Origin of the sequence: Streptomyces sp. NBC_01166, assembly GCF_045039765.1 — a bacterium.
Classification (GTDB): Bacteria; Actinomycetota; Actinomycetes; order Streptomycetales; family Streptomycetaceae; genus Streptomyces.
In genome coordinates this window covers 1-17803 of the sequence record NZ_CP108614.1, presented here as the reverse complement: position 1 = coordinate 17803, position 17803 = coordinate 1, and the positions used below count along the sequence as shown (strand labels likewise).

17 protein-coding genes and 1 pseudogene are annotated in these 17803 nt (G+C 68.7%); 12 read left to right on the top strand and 6 right to left on the bottom strand.

Translation table 11 applies throughout. The features are described from left to right. The first annotated feature begins 279 nt into the window (after positions 1 to 279). Positions 280 to 747 carry a MarR family transcriptional regulator gene (locus OG379_RS39675; RefSeq protein WP_331734932.1) on the top strand — a complete coding sequence of 156 codons (468 nt, stop codon included), beginning with the start codon at positions 280 to 282 and terminating at the stop codon, positions 745 to 747. A gap of 7 nt (positions 748 to 754) precedes the next feature. Here OG379_RS39675 and OG379_RS39670 read toward each other — a convergent pair whose 3' ends face one another. Further along, a complete protein-coding gene (locus tag OG379_RS39670) occupies positions 755 to 1015 on the bottom strand; it encodes a hypothetical protein (protein ID WP_405668891.1) in 261 nt (86 codons plus the stop codon). A 212-nt stretch (positions 1016 to 1227) separates the two neighbouring features. Between OG379_RS39670 and OG379_RS39665 the strand changes: the two genes are divergently transcribed. From OG379_RS39665 to OG379_RS39655, 3 genes and pseudogenes are all read left to right on the top strand, one after another. Further along, positions 1228 to 1638: a hypothetical protein gene (locus tag OG379_RS39665; RefSeq protein ID WP_331734930.1), complete on the top strand. Its 411-nt coding sequence runs from the start codon at positions 1228 to 1230 to the stop codon at positions 1636 to 1638. Between the two features lie 82 nt (positions 1639 to 1720). Continuing rightward, on the top strand, positions 1721 to 3442 hold the full coding sequence (locus OG379_RS39660; protein WP_331734929.1) for an ISL3 family transposase: 1722 nt from the start codon (positions 1721 to 1723) through the stop codon (positions 3440 to 3442). A gap of 20 nt (positions 3443 to 3462) precedes the next feature. Continuing rightward, a pseudogene (locus OG379_RS39655) lies at positions 3463 to 3651 on the top strand (glyoxalase/bleomycin resistance/dioxygenase family protein); the annotation flags it as partial. Positions 3652 to 3707: 56 nt separating this feature from the next. Here OG379_RS39655 and OG379_RS39650 read toward each other — a convergent pair. Beyond that, positions 3708 to 4493, bottom strand: a complete 786-nt coding sequence (locus OG379_RS39650) for a maleylpyruvate isomerase N-terminal domain-containing protein (protein ID WP_331734927.1) — start codon at positions 4491 to 4493, stop codon at positions 3708 to 3710. Between the two features lie 531 nt (positions 4494 to 5024). Between OG379_RS39650 and OG379_RS39645 the strand changes: the two genes are divergently transcribed. Further along, positions 5025 to 5717 carry a DUF1062 domain-containing protein gene (locus OG379_RS39645; RefSeq protein ID WP_331734925.1) on the top strand — a complete coding sequence of 231 codons (693 nt, stop codon included), beginning with the start codon at positions 5025 to 5027 and terminating at the stop codon, positions 5715 to 5717. Positions 5718 to 6674: 957 nt separating this feature from the next. Here OG379_RS39645 and OG379_RS39640 read toward each other — a convergent pair. Further along, positions 6675 to 7178, bottom strand: coding sequence for a lamin tail domain-containing protein (locus OG379_RS39640; RefSeq protein WP_329212228.1), 504 nt, complete (start codon positions 7176 to 7178; stop codon positions 6675 to 6677). A gap of 430 nt (positions 7179 to 7608) precedes the next feature. Further along, positions 7609 to 8775, bottom strand: coding sequence for a DNA gyrase subunit B (locus OG379_RS39635; RefSeq protein WP_331734911.1), 1167 nt, complete (start codon positions 8773 to 8775; stop codon positions 7609 to 7611). 538 nt (positions 8776 to 9313) lie between these two features. Between OG379_RS39635 and OG379_RS39630 the strand changes: the two genes are divergently transcribed. Beyond that, entirely contained in the window at positions 9314 to 9979 is a 666-nt protein-coding gene (locus tag OG379_RS39630; RefSeq protein ID WP_331734910.1) for a hypothetical protein, read from the top strand. 262 nt (positions 9980 to 10241) lie between these two features. After that, entirely contained in the window at positions 10242 to 11255 is a 1014-nt protein-coding gene (locus tag OG379_RS39625; RefSeq protein ID WP_405668887.1) for a DUF6292 family protein, read from the top strand. A gap of 322 nt (positions 11256 to 11577) precedes the next feature. Here the strand turns inward: OG379_RS39625 and OG379_RS39620 are convergent, their stop codons facing one another. Beyond that, a complete protein-coding gene (locus tag OG379_RS39620) occupies positions 11578 to 12120 on the bottom strand; it encodes an SMI1/KNR4 family protein (protein ID WP_405668885.1) in 543 nt (180 codons plus the stop codon). 441 nt (positions 12121 to 12561) lie between these two features. Here OG379_RS39620 and OG379_RS39615 point away from each other — a divergent pair, with 441 nt between their 5' ends. Then, on the top strand, positions 12562 to 12972 hold the full coding sequence (locus OG379_RS39615; protein WP_331734907.1) for a hypothetical protein: 411 nt from the start codon (positions 12562 to 12564) through the stop codon (positions 12970 to 12972). 147 nt (positions 12973 to 13119) lie between these two features. Here OG379_RS39615 and OG379_RS39610 read toward each other — a convergent pair whose 3' ends face one another. Beyond that, on the bottom strand, positions 13120 to 13329 hold the full coding sequence (locus tag OG379_RS39610) for a hypothetical protein (RefSeq protein ID WP_331734906.1): 210 nt from the start codon (positions 13327 to 13329) through the stop codon (positions 13120 to 13122). Positions 13330 to 14035: 706 nt separating this feature from the next. Between OG379_RS39610 and OG379_RS39605 the strand changes: the two genes are divergently transcribed. From OG379_RS39605 to OG379_RS39590, 4 genes are all read left to right on the top strand, one after another. After that, complete coding sequence (locus OG379_RS39605) at positions 14036 to 15265, top strand: DNA polymerase III subunit beta (protein ID WP_331734905.1); 1230 nt, start codon at positions 14036 to 14038, stop codon at positions 15263 to 15265. A 123-nt stretch (positions 15266 to 15388) separates the two neighbouring features. Beyond that, positions 15389 to 15811 (top strand): hypothetical protein, encoded by a 423-nt coding sequence (locus tag OG379_RS39600; protein WP_331734904.1) that lies wholly within the window; start codon positions 15389 to 15391, stop codon positions 15809 to 15811. Between the two features lie 556 nt (positions 15812 to 16367). Beyond that, positions 16368 to 16775, top strand: coding sequence for a DUF3846 domain-containing protein (locus OG379_RS39595; protein WP_331734903.1), 408 nt, complete (start codon positions 16368 to 16370; stop codon positions 16773 to 16775). A 75-nt stretch (positions 16776 to 16850) separates the two neighbouring features. After that, positions 16851 to 17282 carry a hypothetical protein gene (locus OG379_RS39590; RefSeq protein ID WP_331734902.1) on the top strand — a complete coding sequence of 144 codons (432 nt, stop codon included), beginning with the start codon at positions 16851 to 16853 and terminating at the stop codon, positions 17280 to 17282. Positions 17283 to 17803 lie beyond the last annotated feature (521 nt).

Here is a 17803-nt window from a genome sequence, read left to right as displayed (position 1 = left end):
GGAGCGCACCGGTTACGGCGTCTAGTGGCTCGTCACGCAACCTTGGCTGGGTAATCGACCCGTTGCTCGGCGGCCAGCAGACTGTCCCCAAGTTCTGATCTGGAAGAAGTCGTGGAACGTCGACCGAGTGTGTTCGTCCGGCCAGTGAGTGTGAAGGAGAGCATTCCGCTGCAACGGATCAGCGTCCACCCGGCTGGCCCGGACTTACCACCTTGACCTCAACCTGACTTGAGTTTCTACGGTGTCCTCACCAGCGATCTTCCGTAGGGGGCACCACACATGACGTCCCAGCACATCTCCGATGCCGAGCTCGCCGCACAGCCAGCCGCGTACTGGACCGGAGTGGCCTACGAGGCCCTCATCGCGTTTACCCGAGCCCAGCAGGCCGGACTCAGCTTCACTCAGCCCCAGTTCTGGCTGTTGCGCAACCTGTCGAAGAACGACATCTCCCCTGATGGCCACGGCGTGGCCATTCCCGAACTCCAGCAGGCCATGAACACTTACCTCAGGCCCGAGGACGACCTGGCGGCCGAAGCGGAGGTCCTACTGGGACGCGGCTGGCTCACCCGCGACGCTGAGGGACGGCTGTGGATCACCGCGGCCGGCGATGAGGCTCGTGCCAATCTCAAGCAACACGCCCCGGCCATCCGTGACCGCATCCACCAGGGGATCAACGACGCCGACTATGTCACTGCCTTGAAGGTCCTACGGCAGATGATCCGGAACACCGGCAGCCCCCTGGCCTAAGGGCTCGTCACGGAGCCTTGGCCGGGTAGTCGGTCCAGGAACGGATCGATGAGTCCGGCGCGAAGGTCGTCTTCGGTTCGGCATGGCCGTTGCGCCAGCTGACGTAGGCGCCGATCGCCGCGTTCTGCTCTTCGTGGCTTCGGTGGTCGGTACCGTTCAGGGCGAAGTAGCGCAGGGCAGCGAACTCGGACTCGATCCAGTTCAGCCAGGACCCGTAGGTCCGCAGGAAGACCAGCTCGACGTCGTTGTCAGCGGTCCAGGCCCGCACCACCCGAGGGGGTCGGGCCGCCGGTCCGTCATCTGGCTCTGTTCACGCGTTTCGACAGCGGTTGTTCACCATCTCGGGAGGCAGCCAGATCAGCTCTTGCGCGATGTTCACGAGAACGGGAGGCACTCTCATGAACCTTCCCGTCGGCATGGTCGTGATACGCGCCCGCTGGCCGCGCGCCGGAGTCAGCGCGGGCCCCCTAGGCTGGTCTGATGTTCGATCGCTTGGAGATCAGGGTGTTGCCGTCGGGACCTCGGTTCCCTGCCCAGTTGCGGTTCTGGGTCAACGGCGAGGACGTGGTTGAAGAGACGGTCGGTGAAGGTGGCCGCGGACCGTACGCGGCTGATGCACTGCCAGCCGGCCACCCCAGCCCTCTCCGGGCGACCGGCGAGGCTCGTCTCCTGGAGGTGGGGGGACCGGACTGCACGGGTGGCTGCTGCGGCTTCCTGACCGTGGTCGTGCAGCGGTGCGGGGAGATCGTGCAGTGGTCGGACTGGGAGGTTCCGTGGGGGGCGCACACCGAGATGCCCTCTCCCCCGCCGGAACTCCACTTCGATGCGAGTCAGTACGACGCCGAAGTGACTCGTGCTGAGGCCGACCGTTGGTGGCAGGCGTACTCGTAGCTCAGCACAGCGCGACCCCGCCCGGCTGGGGCTCTACCGGCCTCGCTTCCTTGGTTAACGGGTAACGCCCCAGCAGGCTCAGGTGCTGTCGAGACTCGGGTTCTGGCTCACTTTCCGTGGAGCATGCACGCTGAGTAACGGTTGTCGGACAAGGGGGCCTTGGGGAAGTTGCCCGGAATTGGCCCGTCCCGGGTGCAGTGTGGCTGACAGTTCGGCTCGTGGAAGAAATGGTGCTCCGGCTGGAGGAGTTACTGTTCCCGTCGATCGCCGACGTGACGGTCCTGTCCGTCGCGTGAACGACGAGGCGGTACACATAGAGGCCCGAAGCACGGTGCCCGGGGCCATCTGCCCCGGGTGCGGGATCTGGTCACGGCGGATTCACAGCTCTTACCTGCGATTTCCCGCTGATGTGCCCAGTGGAGGCCGGCGGGTCGCTCTCTGTTTGCGCGTCCGCAGGTTCCTCTGCCCGGTCATCTCGTGCGGACGGCGGACCTTCGCCGAACAGCTGCCAGGCTTGACCCGCCGGTACGGTCGGCGGACCGAGCGGCTGCGGTCGACGCTGGCCGCGGTCGGCCTCGCGCTCGCCGGTCGGGCCGGCGCCCGCCTGGCGCGCGTCTTCGGCGTGTCAGTGAGCCGCAGCACGGTGCTGCGGCTGGTCGAAGCGTTACCTGACCCCGAAGTTCCAGCCCCGCGGGTGGTCGGCGTCGATGAGTACGCGACCCGCAAAGGGCGTCACTACGGGACTGTCCTGGTCGACGTCGAAAGTCGGCGTCCCGTGGACCTGCTGCCCGACCGGGAAGCATCCAGCCTGGCAGCTTGGCTCGCGAAGCGGCCGGGGGTGGAGGTGGTCTGCCGTGATCGGGCACCATTCTTCGCCGAAGGTGCCACGGCCGGGGCACCGCAGGCGGTGCAGGTCGCGGACAGGTGGCATCTTTGGCACAACCTGAGCGAGGCCGCCGAGCGGTGCGTCGCAGACCACCGCGGCTGCCTGCAGGTCCTGGCGCCAGATTCAGCCCAGCCTGCCCCTGAGCCGGAGAAGTTCGAAGACCTCTCCGGCTCGCCCTGGCCGAGGGGACACCGCTTCGCTGACCGCACCCGTGTCAACCAAGCGACCGTCCACGAATTGCTGGCAACCGGGCTCAGTCGGAGGGCGATTGACCGCCAACTCCGTATGACCTACCGCACTGTCAAGCTCTTCGCCGACGCAGCCACCCCGGAAGAATTGTTCCAAGGGCCATGGCAGGGCCGGCCGTCCAAAATCGATGCCTTCAAGCCCTACCTGGATGACCGCTGGAACCAGGGCTGCACGAACGCCTGGAGAGTGTGGGAGGAGATCGTGCCGCTCGGCTATCAGGGCAGCTACCAGCGGGTTCGCGCCTATTTCCGAGAGAAGCGGCTCTCGCCAAGCCCCGTCACGGCTCGGCCACCCTCACCCCGGGTCGTCGCCGGATGGATCCTTCGTCGGCCGGAGAGCCTCACCGAGAGCGAGCACCTTCGGCTCGGACCGATTGTGGTCGTCTGGGACAATCTCAACACCCACCTGGCCGCGGGGCTGAAGCGGTACGAGGCCGAACACGACTGGCTCACCACCGTCCGGCTTCCGCCGTACGCACCCGACCTGAATCCCGTCGAGGCTGTCTGGTCACTCGTGCGCAGAGCAATGGCCAACACCGCTTTCACCACACCCGACGACCTCGACCGCAAGCTCCGCAGCGAGTTACGCAGGATCCAACTCCGACCCCGCCTCATCGACGGCTGTCTCACCGCCACAAGACTGGCCATCAACCCACCGACCCCGCCTTGAAAACCTCAGTAACCGGATCCGCGCTCCAGGACAAGGTCTGGGCGCATGGCCCGGGCAATGAGCCCTGGGAGGTGTACGTCGTCAAGGCCGACGCCGGCACCTTCGGCGAGAGCGCGGAGGCGCCCCGGACGCCTGCTGCACCACCGACGAGTAGGCCATCGAGTCCGGCCGAGGCGAAGGCCGCCGCCGGCTGCGCGTGCGGCAGCTGAGGAAGTGGTGGAGATGAGCCGACGACGCGACCGGGCGCCGCGTCGTCGACCACGCCTTACGCGTTCGGGTCCCAGGCGAAGAGCCGCTCGAAGATGGCCCGGTCGCCGTCAATCTTCACCGAGTCCAGCGGGGCGCGTCCATAGAACCACAGGGCCAGCTCAGCGGCCGTGCCCTGGGCGGAGGCGTCGGCCTGGGCCTCGCCCTCGCCAGCAGCCGGGAGGCGGACGGCGCGGGCGCCGTCCGCCTCGACGGTGAAGCGCCAGGAGCGGCCCTCGGTGGCGTGGTAGTCGACGACGGCCGGCTCGTGCGGCCAGACGCCCGACCACGCGCAGCAGGTGAACAGGAACTCCTCGACGCCGTCCAGCGCCACCTCCGCCCGCAGCGGCTGCGCGGCGCCCACGGTGAGCTGGGCGTCATAGGTGTGCATCGCGATCTCCTGAAGCTGGTGCCGGGCGACGGCACCGCTGGTCCGCGGCGACTGCGAGGCGCCCCACCACGTCCAGCACTCGGCGTCCGGGCCGACCTCCCGCAGGGTGTCCAGCAGCTCCTGCGTCGACGCGGCCAGCCAGGCCACCAACGCCCCGCGCTCCCGGGGCGCCTGCGCCTCGGCGCGCGCCGCCACGGCCTCGGCCGGCGGGCCGTCGGCCGGACCGGCCTCGACGACGGCGGCCCAGAACGGGCGGCCCGAGCCCAGGTGCCGCGCCAGGTCGAACAGCGTCCACTCTGGACAGGTCGGCACCTGCGCGTCCAGGCTGGGAGCGGCGGCGATCGCGGCCCGAAAGGCCGTCGCCCGCTCGTCGATGAGCCGCAGCAAGTCAGGGAAGCCCAGAGTGTTTTGCACGCTGGATGTCTATCACTGCGCCCCGTGCGACCGCACGCGGATTTTCACAGCCGACGCGGCGGGCGCGCGGCACGGGCCGCGCACCCTCGTATGGCGCGGTGCCCTGCTCTCATGCACAGCATCGGTCGAAGTCGCCCGACTGGGGATTTCCGTTCGACCAACACCCTCGGCATCGGAACAACAACAAAGCCACTGATCTCTGAGACAACCCCTAGGCACGACACAGGCCAGTTCGCGGCGAGCCGAGCGATCCAGCCCTTGCCTGCAACGAGGCCGAGGCGCTGCCACGGCCTGCCGGCGGGCGGCCCGCGGAAAACGGGTTGCTCGCGGGCCGTGGCCTCGATCATGATCGCCTGCATGGACCTGTAACGGCTGCCACGTAGCAAAGCCAATCTGTCGCGCGGTTGACCCCGGAGCCTGACGACTCGGCCCTGAGGCGATGACTCGCGCCCTCGTGTGCATCCGTCATATTCCAGGAGCCGCAGCCTCGCCTGCGAGAGCTCCTGGTCAGTCCTGAAAGCAACCACATCCATGAATACTGACCGCAAGGCCCTGTGGGCCGTGCGTGAGTCCGCGCTGCCCACCGTCGTACGCCCCTGCCCGGACTGCTCCGGCAGCCGGCACCGTCCCTCGGGCAAGGTCCGTGTCAACGCGAGCGGCAAACTCCTCGACGTCTGGCTTCTCCTGAGCTGTGCGGGGTGCGACCGGACCTCGAAGGTGCCCGTCCACGAGCGCGTCCACGTCTCGTCGCTGGAGCCCGCTCGCCTGGTGGCGTACGAGAACAATGACCCAGCCCTCGTGCGGGAGCTGACAATAAGTCAGTCGCTGTCCGCGAAGAACGGATACCGTCTTGACTGGACCGGAACGTGGGAGGTGGAGACCCGCACGCCCCTCTACGCCATCGACGACCCGGCTCCGCTCAAGGTCCTGGTCAGCTTCGAGCTGCCCGCGCCGGTCCGGGTCGAACGACTGCTCATGCTCGGGCTCGGTCTCAGCCGCAGTGGGGTACGACGCATGGTCGGGGACGGGCGTATCCACCTGCCGCTGGCCCTGGACGCCAAGGCGCATCGTGACTTCGAGTTCACCATCCACGATCTCGGTTCCGTCGATGCTGCGAAGCACTCGAAGCTCCTTGGCGCTGAGACCGACGTGCGCACTGACCTGAGCCGCGTCGGGTTGCGCGACACTCCGCAGCACGTGTCGCGATCGGCGGCGGGAGCGTAGGAGCGGGGCAGCAGGGCCTCCTGGGCAGCCGGTTGGCGTAGACAACCTTCGAGCTGCCAGGAGGCCCTGCTCAGTGCGGCACCAGCCACAGTCGCCCGATCGAGACTCCCGTTCGACCAACACCCCACAGGATCGGAACGGCAACAGCCGCTCAAGATCCGCCGTCGCAGGTCACCTGTGCAACGCCGCGGGGCCGAGTGTGCCTTATGTGGCAGAATGCTGATTTCTCTCTGGCCAGCGAATTCTGCCCGGCCTGAAGCTGGATCTCCCCACGAAACGTCCGACGCGCAGCGGTCAGGCCCCCACCCACCGGCATACCGCAGGGATCACGAACCGTCACCGCCCGACGACAACACGAAAACCTCAGTAACAGCAGCGCGACGCCCCACAGGCCCCGGGACCTCCCCGGGGCCCTGTCCGGTGTCTGGGCACAGCGAGGCCGGACAGGGCGTAGCCGGGGCGAGCAAGGCGCAGCGAGGGGCAGGGCGCAACAGGGGCGAGCAAGGCGCAGCGAGGGGCAGGGCGCAGGGGAGGGCAAGGCGCAGCGAGGGACGGGGCGCAGCAGGGGAGAGAGGGCGGGAGTCTGACGACTCATGCGCAGCGGCCTGGCGGCCGCCGCCGGGCCTGACGGCCCGATCACTATCTGGAGTCACCGGGCCGGGGCGTTGACGTCCCGCCGCCTGTGGGGATGATCCGCTGCGCTCCTCACCCCCACAGGGCCCACCGGTCCGCTCCGCTCCCCGGCCGCGCGCTCGGCGCTCTTGGCCCCACTACCCCCTCTCACCGGGGCCGCTCCGCGCCCCCGGCGGGCTGTCCGGCCAAGCGGCCCAGCGCTCCGCGCTCGCTCGAGCGCTCCGCGCTGCCGGACAACAGCTCTCCCGCTACGCAGCAGAGCTCAACGAGGCTGACTGCTGCGGTTATTGGCCTAGCAAGGCCAGTGCCGTCAGCTGGCGGGAATTACCCGTGGTAGGTGATGTAGCCGTTGCCGTCGCGGTCGTTGGCCTTCTTGGTGTAGGAGTGGACGTCGGCGCGGGCGGCGGAGGGCTTGTACAGGTAGATGGTGTCCTTGTCGTTGTTCCAGATGAAGTTGCAGTTCTGGCGGTAGACGACGTTTTTGGCGTCGGAGTCGGTGCCGCGGTTGCCGCGGAGCTTGATGTAGTCGCCGGGCTGCAGGTTGTGGGTCGCCTTGAAGGTGAACTTGTTGCCGGCGGCGTCCTTGACTACGTAACCCTTGAGATTGACGGTCGCGGTGCGCGAGTAGTTCTTGATCGTCAGGTACTCGTTCGCGGTGTTCCCGCCGGAGCACTTGTTGGAGTCGCTGCCGGGGGCGTCGTATTGGACACCCTTGATCTTCAGGGCCGAGGAGTACTCGGCTGCCTGGGCCGGGGCGCCGGCCACGAGGCCGAGCGAGATGACCGAAGCGGCAGTTGCGGCGGCGGCCAGGGCATGACGGATACGCATGAGGAGTCCCCCTCTGTGGTGCGAATGAAGCGTCCCGGAGCATACCGAGGTTTGTGACCATCACGTGAAGAAAGATGGAGAAATTGTGTGCGGTAGCCGTTGTCGTGTTCGACCTTGCCAGGGAGTCTTCGCGCGGCGCCGCCACCACTACCGCGACCGGTCGAAGACGTCGGTGACAGAGGTCGACGGGTTCTTCGCCTCGGCGCGGATACGCAACCCCAGCGCGGGGAAAGTGCGTGTTCGCGGCAGCCGTGTGCCCTGGGGGTCTTTCTGGTCCTCGGGAGCATGGGGCGCTGCCGTCCGGTCAGCCCTCCAGTAGACAGCGCCGAGCAACCCCTGCCGCCCGACGGCGAGCGATCTGGTCGAGAACTCGTGTACCAGGAGCTTCGCCGTTCCGCAGACCCGGCCCTGGCGGGATTTCCCTCGCCGGTCAGTCCTGATGGGTGTTCCGGAGGATTGGGTCGAGGACCTGCGTGGCGTGTTCCGACTGCTCTTCGAGCCAGTTGCCGAGGTGTTCTCGTACAGCCTGTCTGACGCAGCCGCGTACGTCGGTGTTGCCCAGCAGTTCGTGCGTGGCGCCGAGGTATTCGGGGCGGTCGAGTTTCACCGATACGACTGCCGTGAGGCCTTTGGTGATCCGGTCGGCGCAGGGATCGTCGTCCGCCGCCAGCAGCCCTCGTTCACGCGCGTACGCGGTAACCGCCGCCCTCACCCCGTCCCGGAAGCCGTCCACGTGCGTGCCGCCCTGGCGAGTGGCCCGGCTGTTGGCGAAGCTGCGGATCTGCTCCTGGCCCGAACCGCTCCACAGCATGGCCACCTCCATGGTCCCCGCCATCCGTGGATCCTCGCGCTCGAAGCCGATGATGTCCGGATGGAGGACAGCCCCCGTCTCGGCGTCGAGGGCGGCCACGAAGTCCCGCACTCCGTCCGGAAACCGGAAGCTCACCGCCCGGGCCCCGCCCGCCGGGCGTTCATCGGTCAACGAGATCCCCAGGCCCCGGTTGAGGAAGGCCACTTGCCGGAAACGCTCCGCCAGCATGGCGAATGAGCACCGCGTCGTCTCGAAGATCTCGGTGTCGGGCCAGAAGGCAATGATTGTCTTGCCTCCGGTCATCGACTCCGTGGCGGCGGGCAGGGTGGCCGCGACACCCCGCGCGTACTCCTGGACCCGGCAGGTCCCCCCGCGATGCTCCTCAGCCGTCAGCCTGCTCGACAGGGCGTTGGCTACGAAGAGACCCGCATGGCCGCCATGGCTCACGTGCGCGATGTGCCGACCACCACGCTCATCGGCGGACATGCGGGTCAGCAGGGCCTCAAGACCGCGGCCGCTGGTGTCCCCGTCGGCCGCGAAGGGATCACCAGGCCCATTGTCGACGACCCGCACGCCGCCGTCGTGGGTCAGCGTGACATCGACGGAGCCCTCTCCGCGGCCGGCCAGGACACGGTTCACGGACCAGCCCACGACCTGAAGCACCACTTCGTGCAGCCCGCGTTCGCCGGTCGATCCGACCCACATACCGGGCCGTTTCCGAACGGCTTCCCGCCCCTCCAGCTCCTCGGTCCTGACAGCGTCGTACCCCATTCTTTTCCCACTCATGAAGACCCCTCCCATAGTGCCCGGCAGACCCCCGCAGCCTATGCGAGATCAAGGAAAACACCAGGTCAGAGCTATTCTGACGGAGCTGCAGGCGGGTGCGTGAGAACGTGCCGGGAAGCAACTGGCCCAGGTGCCGCACATCACGCCCAGAACATGTCCGCGGGCCCGGCGAAGCCGCGCACGACTCCCTCCCGGGCGCCCCTGAGGCCCCCAATTCCATCAAGCGACGGGTAGACGAGCGCGTGCAGCGCCTGGGCGAGAACTCGTCCGCCAGGAACTTCGTCGTTCCGTATGCGTGTCCACTCGTGGTCAGTGCCGCGAGATGGGCAAGAGCTCCTTCATGAGGGTTGCCGCGTCGGGAATCTGGGATCCCTCGACCCGATGGTTGCGGGTCAGGCCGCCCAGTCCAGTCCGAGGGTGGCGAGCTGGGCGAGCAGGAATCAGCGAGTGCCTACCATGGTTGACACTAACTGATCGAGTGTCTACCTTGGTACGCACAGGTCGGCGAAGTCGACCATCAACGCGCCGTGGAGGCACCGTGCAGACCGTCACCGCAGAAGAGGTCACCGGCATCACGCGGGAGGACGTCGTCATCGCTGAGGAGCGAACCTGGATCGACGAGTCCTACAGCCGTGGGACCACCGGCGCCGGCCAGGAAATCGTCATCATCGAGTCGGTCAACGGCGGCACCGAGTTCTTCACTGTCGACACCGAGACGGATGCCCAGCGCTGGATGCTGCACCAGATGGCAGAGAGCATGCGTGGCACGGAAGAGCCCACGACCGACATCACGTTCTCCTGGCCGGCCAACCGCCTGGACGTGGACTTCGCAGCAACACGGGCCGACTCGCGGACCGGCGCCTACTACAGCGTTGTTCGCGTCGGTGACCGCATCGAGATCGAGGAGCACGACGATGCGGAGAGCGCCCTCGTCTCTGCCACCCAGGGCGCCATCGATCTGGCCCACGCGCTCAACGAGGGCGGCGACGACGTGAAGCAGCTCGGAGCCCCGCACATCCTGGCCCGCGCCTACGAAGCGCGGGCCAGGATGTGGCGCACGATCGCAGGTGGTCGCATGCGAGCTGCCAAGCACGAAGGCATCATCGGGCGCGCCGGGCAGATCACGGCAACTGATCTCGCGGTGAACCTCGGGGGATCCCGCGCCCTCGTGAACAAGATTCTCGCCGGTGAAGACTGGATGTGAGATCACCGCAGGAAACCGGAATTGCCGGGGCGGAACGGTCCGCAGCCCGCCCCGCTGGCCGCGCGGTCGTGGGCAGCGCGGGGCACCGCCGGGACGTAAAAGGCCGGCACCCTCAGTCCGCCCACGGGGGTGAGACGGGTGGCACGGGTACCGGCCGCAAGGCAACCACCCCGAAAGGGGGCCCACCCGCAGCGTACCGCCCACCGGCCCAGGTTCAGGGCCGCTACCGTCGTTCGACACAGAGTTCTGGAGGAGCACCCCCGTGATCAGAGCAGGCCGTCACCACCTCGTGCGCACCCTGGCGGACCTCGCCGCGCAACAAGGGGTCGGCATCGACCACTACACCCGCCTCAAGCCCTACGCGGCCGGGGGTTTCCCGAAGCCGATCAGCTCGAAGGGCTCCCGTACGCGGCTGTACGACGGCGAGCAGGTCGACGCCTACCTCCTCGGCAAGCCGGTCCCCCCGCTCCCGGAGGAAGACGACGACAACGACCTCCTGGACCGCCGCGAGTGCGCGGCCCTGATCGGGGTGGCCCCGGACTCCTGGAAGACGTACAAGAACGACCCCGCCCTCACCAAGGCCCGGGTCGAGGCAGGCGGGGTCGAGCACTGGCCCCGCCGCGCGGTCCGCGCCTTCCAGGAAAGCCGCCCCGGCGACGCCGCGCCCCGGACCGGCCGGCCCCGGCACACCGGGGACCAGGTCCCGCGCGACCAGGTCCCCGCACGCGTCGCCGAGCTGCTCGACGCCGACCCCACCATCAGCGCCGCCACCGTCACCGCCCGCCTCGGTGTCCACCGCAACACCGGGCAGGACGCCCTGACCCGGCTGCGCGCCGACCGCATCGCCGACCGCATCGAGGCCGACCCGGACCTGACGCCCGCCGCGGCCGCCGCCCAACTCGGCTACCCCGCCGGACAGGCCCGCCGCGCCACCGCACGCGCCGGAACCGTCCTGCGCGCCCGCCGCGCCGCCCCGTACCTGGCCGACGTCGCCGCCGCCCTGCACCGCGCCGGCTGGACCACCACCGAGGCCGCGCCCGATGTCCAGCACCCTGGCGACGATCACGTGGTGGCCGTGCTCGTGCTCGACGCCGACCAGGCCCCGGCGGTCGCGCTCGTGTGGGACGAGCGGCACGGGTGGCGCACCGCGATCTCCCGCCGGCACCCGCTCGCCCGGGGCGCGACCGTACCGTCGGAGGGCGACGGCGTGCGCTACCTCGCCACGGGCACCACACCCTCACCCGACGCCCTGGTCGCTGCTCTCAGCGCCTCGTAACCCCGCCACACCCCGAAGGGCCCCGCCGAGCGCTCCGCGCTCACACCCGAGGGGGCCGGGCCGCCGGTCCGTCATCTGGCTCTGTTCACGCGTTTCGGTTCTGGCTCAACTTCTGTGAAACCACCCCGGCCGGGCTCGTGCCCACTCCTCAGCAAGCCTCCGGCCTGCCGGTTCCTTTCGGTCGCCGATCTCGGACGCCGAGGACCGGCTCGACTTCACAGAAGTTGTGCCAGAACCCGAGTATGGACAGCGAATGTTCACCACTGTGGGAGGCACCCGACATTCGAACAGCCTGTGACCTGGGACCCGTCAGCACGGGCGTTCAGTCCCACCAGTCGTGGCCGCTGTGCCAGCGCTGCACCCATTCCTCGAAGCCCCATGCCTGGTCGCCGGGCACCGGGATGGCGCCCACGTCCGCGATCATCCACACCTCGCCGCGGCGGGGGCCTGTGGTCAGCAGGAGCCAGAACGACGGTCCGTCCTCGGCCCCGAGAACGATGGACCCCTTGATGAATGCGGCGTTGATCCGGGGGTCCTCGGGGTCGACACCCTCGTCGTCCTCCCAGGGCCAGGCCGCTTCCAGAGGGAACGGTTCGCCCGGCTGCCGCGGGCCGAGGCCGGGCCACGTGTCGGGCAGCCAGCCGAGCGGCTGGAGACCGCCATCGCCGGCGGGACCAAGGCTGGAGCCGTTGCTGATCTCCGCGATGAACGTCCTGTACGGCTCCGGGAGAACCACCTGGTTCTCCTGCTCCCACTCCGCGACGGCTTCATGCCCGAGCGCCGGCTCACGCCACTCCGGCGGAAACGCGGAGCGCAGGAAGTCGAGAGTGGCTTCGGCGGGACGCTGATCACGTGTGTCTGTCACGACAGCATGCTGGCACAAGGGGCTGACAGCCCATCGCGGCTGCCCCACTCGCTGTGCTGCCCAGGCCATGAAAATCGAACAGAGCTGAAAGGAGGTGGCTCCCGAAGTGGTGAACATTCGCTGTCCGTACTTGGGTTCTGGCACAACTTCTGTGAAGTCGAGCCGATCCTCGGCGTCCGAGATCGGCGACTGAAAGGAACCGGCAGGCCGGAGGCTTGCTGAGGAGTGGGCACGAGCCCGGCCGGGGTGGTTTCACAGAAGTTGAGCCAGAACCCGCGTTTCGACAGCGGTTGTTCACCATCTCGGGAGGCAGCCAGATCAGCTCTGGCGCGATGTTCACGAGAACGGGAGGCACTCTCATGAACCTTCCCGTCGGCATGGTCGTGATAGGCGCCCGCTGGCCGCGCGCGCGAGTCAGCGCGGGCCCCCTAGGCTGGTCTGATGTTCGATCGCTTGGAGATCAGGGTGTTGCCGCCGGGACCTCGGTTCCCTGCCCAGTTGCGGTTCTGGGTCAACGGCGAGGACGTGGTTGAAGAGACGGTCGGTGAAGGTGGCCGCGGACCGTACGCGGCTGATGCACTGCCAGCCGGCCACCCCAGCCCTCTCCGGGCGACCGGCGAGGCTCGTCTCCTGGAACTGGGGGGACCGGACTGCACGGGTGGCTGCTGCGGCTTCCTGACCGTGGTCGTGCAGCGGTGCGGGGAGATCGTGCAGTGGTCGGACTGGGAGGTTCCGTGGGGGGCGCACACCGAGATGCCCTATCCCCCGCCGGAACTCCACTTCGATGCGAGTCAGTACGACGCCGAAGTGACTCGTGCTGAGGCCGACCGTTGGTGGCAGGCGTACTCGTAGCTCAGCACAGCGCGACCCCGCCCGGCTGGGGCTCTACCGGCCTCGCTTCCTTGGTCAACGGGTAACGCCCCAGCAGGCTCAGGTGCTGTCGAGACTTCGTGGACAGAGCCAGCCAGCCATCGAACTCGACGCCAGCCTCCCAGCGGTCTACGCCGCCGCGTATTGGTGCGCACGTCCGCCCCGCCACTCCACCCACTCCGGCTGGTCCAGCAACTGCTCCGCGTCCGGGAGCCCGGCCCGGCGCAGGAACTCGACGACGTCCTGGTCGTCGTAGGCGAGCCCGGCGATCTGTCCTCGGATGGTGACCCGCCGGCCACCAGTGGGGGAGAGGCGGTGGATGACTATCGGCGTGCTCATCTCTCCAGGGTGCGACTCGTCGTCAGCCGCGGCATGCCGGGCGCGGCACGCAGGCGTCCGGATGCTCCTCAGAACACTCCTGCGCCCACTCCGGAGGAACGGGGCGCAGCAGGGTACGGAGGGCGCGGCGACACCGTGGCTGAGCGGGCGCAGCAAGGCACGAAGGGCGGTGGGAGCCTGACGGCTCGGGCGCACCGGGCCTAACGGCACGTTCACTCTTTGAGTGGGGCGGGGGCGGGGGGTTGACGCGCCGCCGCGCGCAGGGGTGATCCGCTGCGCTCCTCACCCCTGCGCGGCGTGCCCGGTCCGCTCCGCTCCCCGGACCGAGCGCTCCGCGCTCTCACGCCCGAGGATGCCGGGGCCGCCGGTCCGCTCCGCTCCCCGGCCGCGCGCTCCGCGCGCTCGACCCCACCACCCTCCCCGCCGGGTCCGCTCCGCTCCCCACGGCGGGACCGTCCGGCCGAGCGGGGTGGCGCTCCGCGCCACCCCGAGCGCTCCGCGCTGCCGGACGGTACCCATGCCGCTACGCGGCACGGGCGCGGCACCCCGACAACCCCCCGCCCCCGCCCCACTCGTATGGGTTGACCTGCGGAAACGCCCCGAAAAACACCCCGGATGTCGGCATAGCGGGATACACTTTTCTTGTTGGTCGGCAGTGGCAGCCGACCACGCAAGGCAACCCCCTACCCACACCCAAGGGAGACCCATGTCCGAGCAGCCCACCCCCACCGCGACCGCGCACGTCACCGCGCCCTACGGCCCGCTCGCCGACGCCCTCACGATCGCCGAGTTCGGCACCGTGTGCGCCCCGACCCCGGCCCAGTCCTGCGTGCTCATCGAGGCCGACGACACCGGCCTGACCCTGCGCACCCACGACTGGGAGACCGCCGTCTCCGTCACCGTGCCCGACGCGACCGTCACCCGGGCCGGGGCCTCACTGCTCCCGCTCGCCCAGCTCAAGAAGACGCTGACCGCGATGGTCGCCGGAGAGACCAAGGCGACCGCAGCCCGCACCACGGTCACCCTGACCGGAGACCTCCTGACCACCGACCACCTCACCGTCCCGGTCACCGCGCCCCCCGTGGGCGAGTTCGCCCCAGCGAAGAAGCCCGCGCCCACCGCCGCCCACCTCGACGCCCAGGAGCTCTACCGCCAGCTCCAGCGCGTCCTCCCGGCCGCCGGAAAAGACGACACCCTCCCCATGCTGACGGGCGTACAGATGACCCTGACGGGCCAGACGCTCAACCTCTCGGCCACCGACCGCTACCGCTTCGCCGTCGCCGACGTCCCCGCCACCCCGCACCCCGACCACCCGGCGACCGCCGCCGACCACACCCTGACAACGCTCATTCCCGCCAGCGTCCTGACCCGCCTCTCCAAGTACCTCAAGACCTGCACCGGCCCCGTCGCCATCGCGTTCGGAACCCCCGAACTCACCCTGACCGTGGGCGACACCACCCTCACCATCCAGCCACTCCACGGGAACCTGCCCCGCTACGGTGCCCTGTTCCCCACCACGGTGGACACCTCCCTCACCCTGGACCGGGCCACCGCTCAGCGGGCCCTGAAGAAGTGCGCCGCCCTGATCGCTGCGTCGGGCGAGCGGGGCAGCCCGGTCACCCTCCGGTGGAACGACGACGGCATCCTCACCCTGGCCCCGCGCATCGGGGAGCCGGACGACCTGGCCCGCATCAAGGGCATGACCCTGGCGTTCACCACGCTCGCCGGAACCACCCCCAAGGCGCGCGAGGTCCACTCCAACCCCGCACTCCTCAAGGACGCCCTGGAGGCGTTCGCCGGAACAGACACCGTCACGCTCCACCTCCGCGACCTGAAGGAAGGCAGCACCAACGTCCCGCCGCTCCTGCTCACCACGGGCACCCACCCCACCGGCGAGGACTACCGCCACCTCCTGATGCCCGTACGCGTCTCCTGACGCCCCCCACACGGCCCTAGCAGCCGACCCGGGCGGCGCAGCCCGACCACCACGGCCGCGCCGCCCCCACAACCCCTCACCGGGCCGGACAGCCACGGCCCGCCCACAACCCGAGGAATCCTGATGCCCGAGCACAACGACCACCAGACCGTCGCCATCACCGAGCCGCCCCAGAACCCGCCCGCGCTCCGCATGGGCTTCCCCGCGCCCGGCGTCGAATACCCCTTCAGCGTCGGGGACATCGCCTACGCCACCGCCCGACGTCTCGGCCCCGGCTGGAATGCCGACGCGGGCTACTGGGGCACCACCGGCTCCCTCTGGGGCCCCTACACCGCGTGCTTCACGCTCCTGATCGACGTCGAAGGCGATCTGTGCATGGCCTACGACGTCGCCGCATCAGACGAGTGGCCCGACACCCCTCAGCTCCCGCGCGGCGTCCAGGAGTTCCCCGCCGGCCTTTTCCTCCCCGAGGCATGCGTCACCGACGGACTCGACCGCATCGCCGACCAGCTCGCCGCCGCCGTACGCGCCATTACCGGCACCTGACCACCGGGCGCAGCGCCGCACAAAGGGCGCAGCGGGGTCGTGGTGGCTGAGCGGGGCGCAGCAAAGCACGACGGGCCCGGCGGACCAGGGCGCAGCAAGGCGCGGCCGAGCCGGAAGACCTGACGCACACCCATATGCGCGATCCCCGGCGGCGGGCGCTCGACGCGCCGCCGCGTGCGGGGTGATCCGCTGCGCTCCTCACCCCGCAGGGCGTGCCCGGCCGCTCCGCGCCCGGACCGAGCGCTCCGCGCTCTCACGCCCGAGAAACCCGGCCCGCCGGACCGCTCCGCGCTCCGGCCGCGCGCTCCGCGCACTCGAACCGGCCCCCTCGACGTTCGGCAGCGCTCCGCACTCCCGAACGTTCCCCAGCCGCTGCGCGGCAGGGGAGCGGCGACCCGCCAAGCGCCCGCCGCCGGGCACCACCCATATGGGTTGACCTGCGGAAACGCCCCGAAAACAACCCTGTGTATCGGCATAGCGCGATACACTTTTCTTGTTGGTCGGCAGTGGCAGCCGACCGCGCAAGGCAACCCACCCATCCCGCGAAAGGGACCCAATGATCACCGAACAGAAGAACAATCATGCCCTCATTCTCCGTACCACCGGAGAATTCGAAATCATCGACTGGCCCGCAACCGGCGCACGCGGACACCTCGAAACCCTTTACCGCGCGATTGACTGCCACGCCGTTGATGCCGTCGACATCTCGCCGACGCTCACCATGTGGCTCAACGACGAGGGACTGATTACCGGAGCCCCGGTCAACCGCTCCGCAACAATTCTCTACGCCCTCCACAACGAGCCTATCCAGCACTACGTAGGAAACGTCGTCATCACCGGAGGAACCGACCGGCACGGCGAAACTCTCGGACTCAACAAAGACGAAATCGCGGCACTCGTCGAACTCCACCTGACGTTTATCCCCGTCACGGTCCCCGGAATGCGCGACCGGCGCAGCAGCTAGGTACCCAGCCGGGCGGCGGGAAATTCCCGCCGCCCCACCCGCCCAAAGCCAACAGACAGAAAAGGGGAAACAACAATGGGTACTCTGCTTCAGGTTCCGAGCGACCGCGACCGCAACCGGGCACTGGACATCTTCGACCGAGTAACCGACAAGGCAGGAATCGGCAGCCACGCCCTTACACTTGGCGTAACCGGCATTGGCGGAACCGCCATTGCGCTGTTTCCCTTCGTGCAGGACGACGAAGGAATGGCAGCCAATGGCAGCGACCTGTACGTGTTCTGTGACCTGCTCGCCATCGCCCTATCAGGCGCACACCCCAGCGGCCTCCTCCTCCGCACCATGGGACAGCCCCAGACCGTATGCGGCTGGCGCTTCACCGACGGCGACCCGCTGCCCCTCACCCGCGCCGAGGCATTCGACGCCTACACCATCCACCCGGACACTGACGGGCCCCTCATCCCTCTCCCGGGCACGGAATACGCCGACGCCCCCGTAATCCACATCTAACCCCCACAGGGGCGGGGGAAAGCCCCCTGCCCCCTCCTGTGGTGTTCTTGCTTGACGTGCCTGCGCAGGTTGGTTGAGTACTGCGCAGGTTCACTGATTCACGACAGGAATCCCCGGTGGGGATGGCGCAGAAACCCAGACCCTACCCAGGTACCCAAGTGATGCAGCGTGGGCGTAGCCTGAGTCCAGTTCTTAGCTACCACCGAAAATGATGCACGCGCATCCCGCCCGACCCGGGCACCCTCCCCTCTTGCTGCCGTCTTTGTCTGTGACAGCCATCAGTGGACCTAAGGGGTGAGGCAGGTGGAGCCCCCGAAACTCCTCCACGCGCCATGGACACATGGCCGGAGCCTGACCGTAGGTCAGGTGACGGATCACCACCCGGGCGGCACCCGCTGATCCGGCGTCAGCCGCAAGGCAAGACGGGGCGTGAATTCCGGAGGAATTCATAAACAATTCCGGAGGAATTGTTTAAAAGCCCGTAGGGCTTTATCATCTTTACGACCCGTAGGGTCGTGCGT

What these genes read in the sequence shown, in the direction of transcription:
- OG379_RS39675 (WP_331734932.1), top strand. Translation starts at nt 280, where the DNA reads ATGACGTCCCAGCACATCTCCGATGCCGAGCTCGCCGCACAGCCAGCC.
- OG379_RS39665 (WP_331734930.1), top strand. Translation starts at nt 1,228, where the DNA reads ATGTTCGATCGCTTGGAGATCAGGGTGTTGCCGTCGGGACCTCGGTTC.
- OG379_RS39645 (WP_331734925.1), top strand. Translation starts at nt 5,025, where the DNA reads ATGAATACTGACCGCAAGGCCCTGTGGGCCGTGCGTGAGTCCGCGCTG.
- OG379_RS39640 (WP_329212228.1), bottom strand. Translation starts at nt 7,178, where the DNA reads ATGCGTATCCGTCATGCCCTGGCCGCCGCCGCAACTGCCGCTTCGGTC.
- OG379_RS39635 (WP_331734911.1), bottom strand. Translation starts at nt 8,775, where the DNA reads ATGAGTGGGAAAAGAATGGGGTACGACGCTGTCAGGACCGAGGAGCTG.
- OG379_RS39615 (WP_331734907.1), top strand. Translation starts at nt 12,562, where the DNA reads ATGTTCGATCGCTTGGAGATCAGGGTGTTGCCGCCGGGACCTCGGTTC.
- OG379_RS39610 (WP_331734906.1), bottom strand. Translation starts at nt 13,329, where the DNA reads ATGAGCACGCCGATAGTCATCCACCGCCTCTCCCCCACTGGTGGCCGG.
- OG379_RS39605 (WP_331734905.1), top strand. Translation starts at nt 14,036, where the DNA reads ATGTCCGAGCAGCCCACCCCCACCGCGACCGCGCACGTCACCGCGCCC.
- OG379_RS39600 (WP_331734904.1), top strand. Translation starts at nt 15,389, where the DNA reads ATGCCCGAGCACAACGACCACCAGACCGTCGCCATCACCGAGCCGCCC.
- OG379_RS39595 (WP_331734903.1), top strand. Translation starts at nt 16,368, where the DNA reads ATGATCACCGAACAGAAGAACAATCATGCCCTCATTCTCCGTACCACC.
- OG379_RS39590 (WP_331734902.1), top strand. Translation starts at nt 16,851, where the DNA reads ATGGGTACTCTGCTTCAGGTTCCGAGCGACCGCGACCGCAACCGGGCA.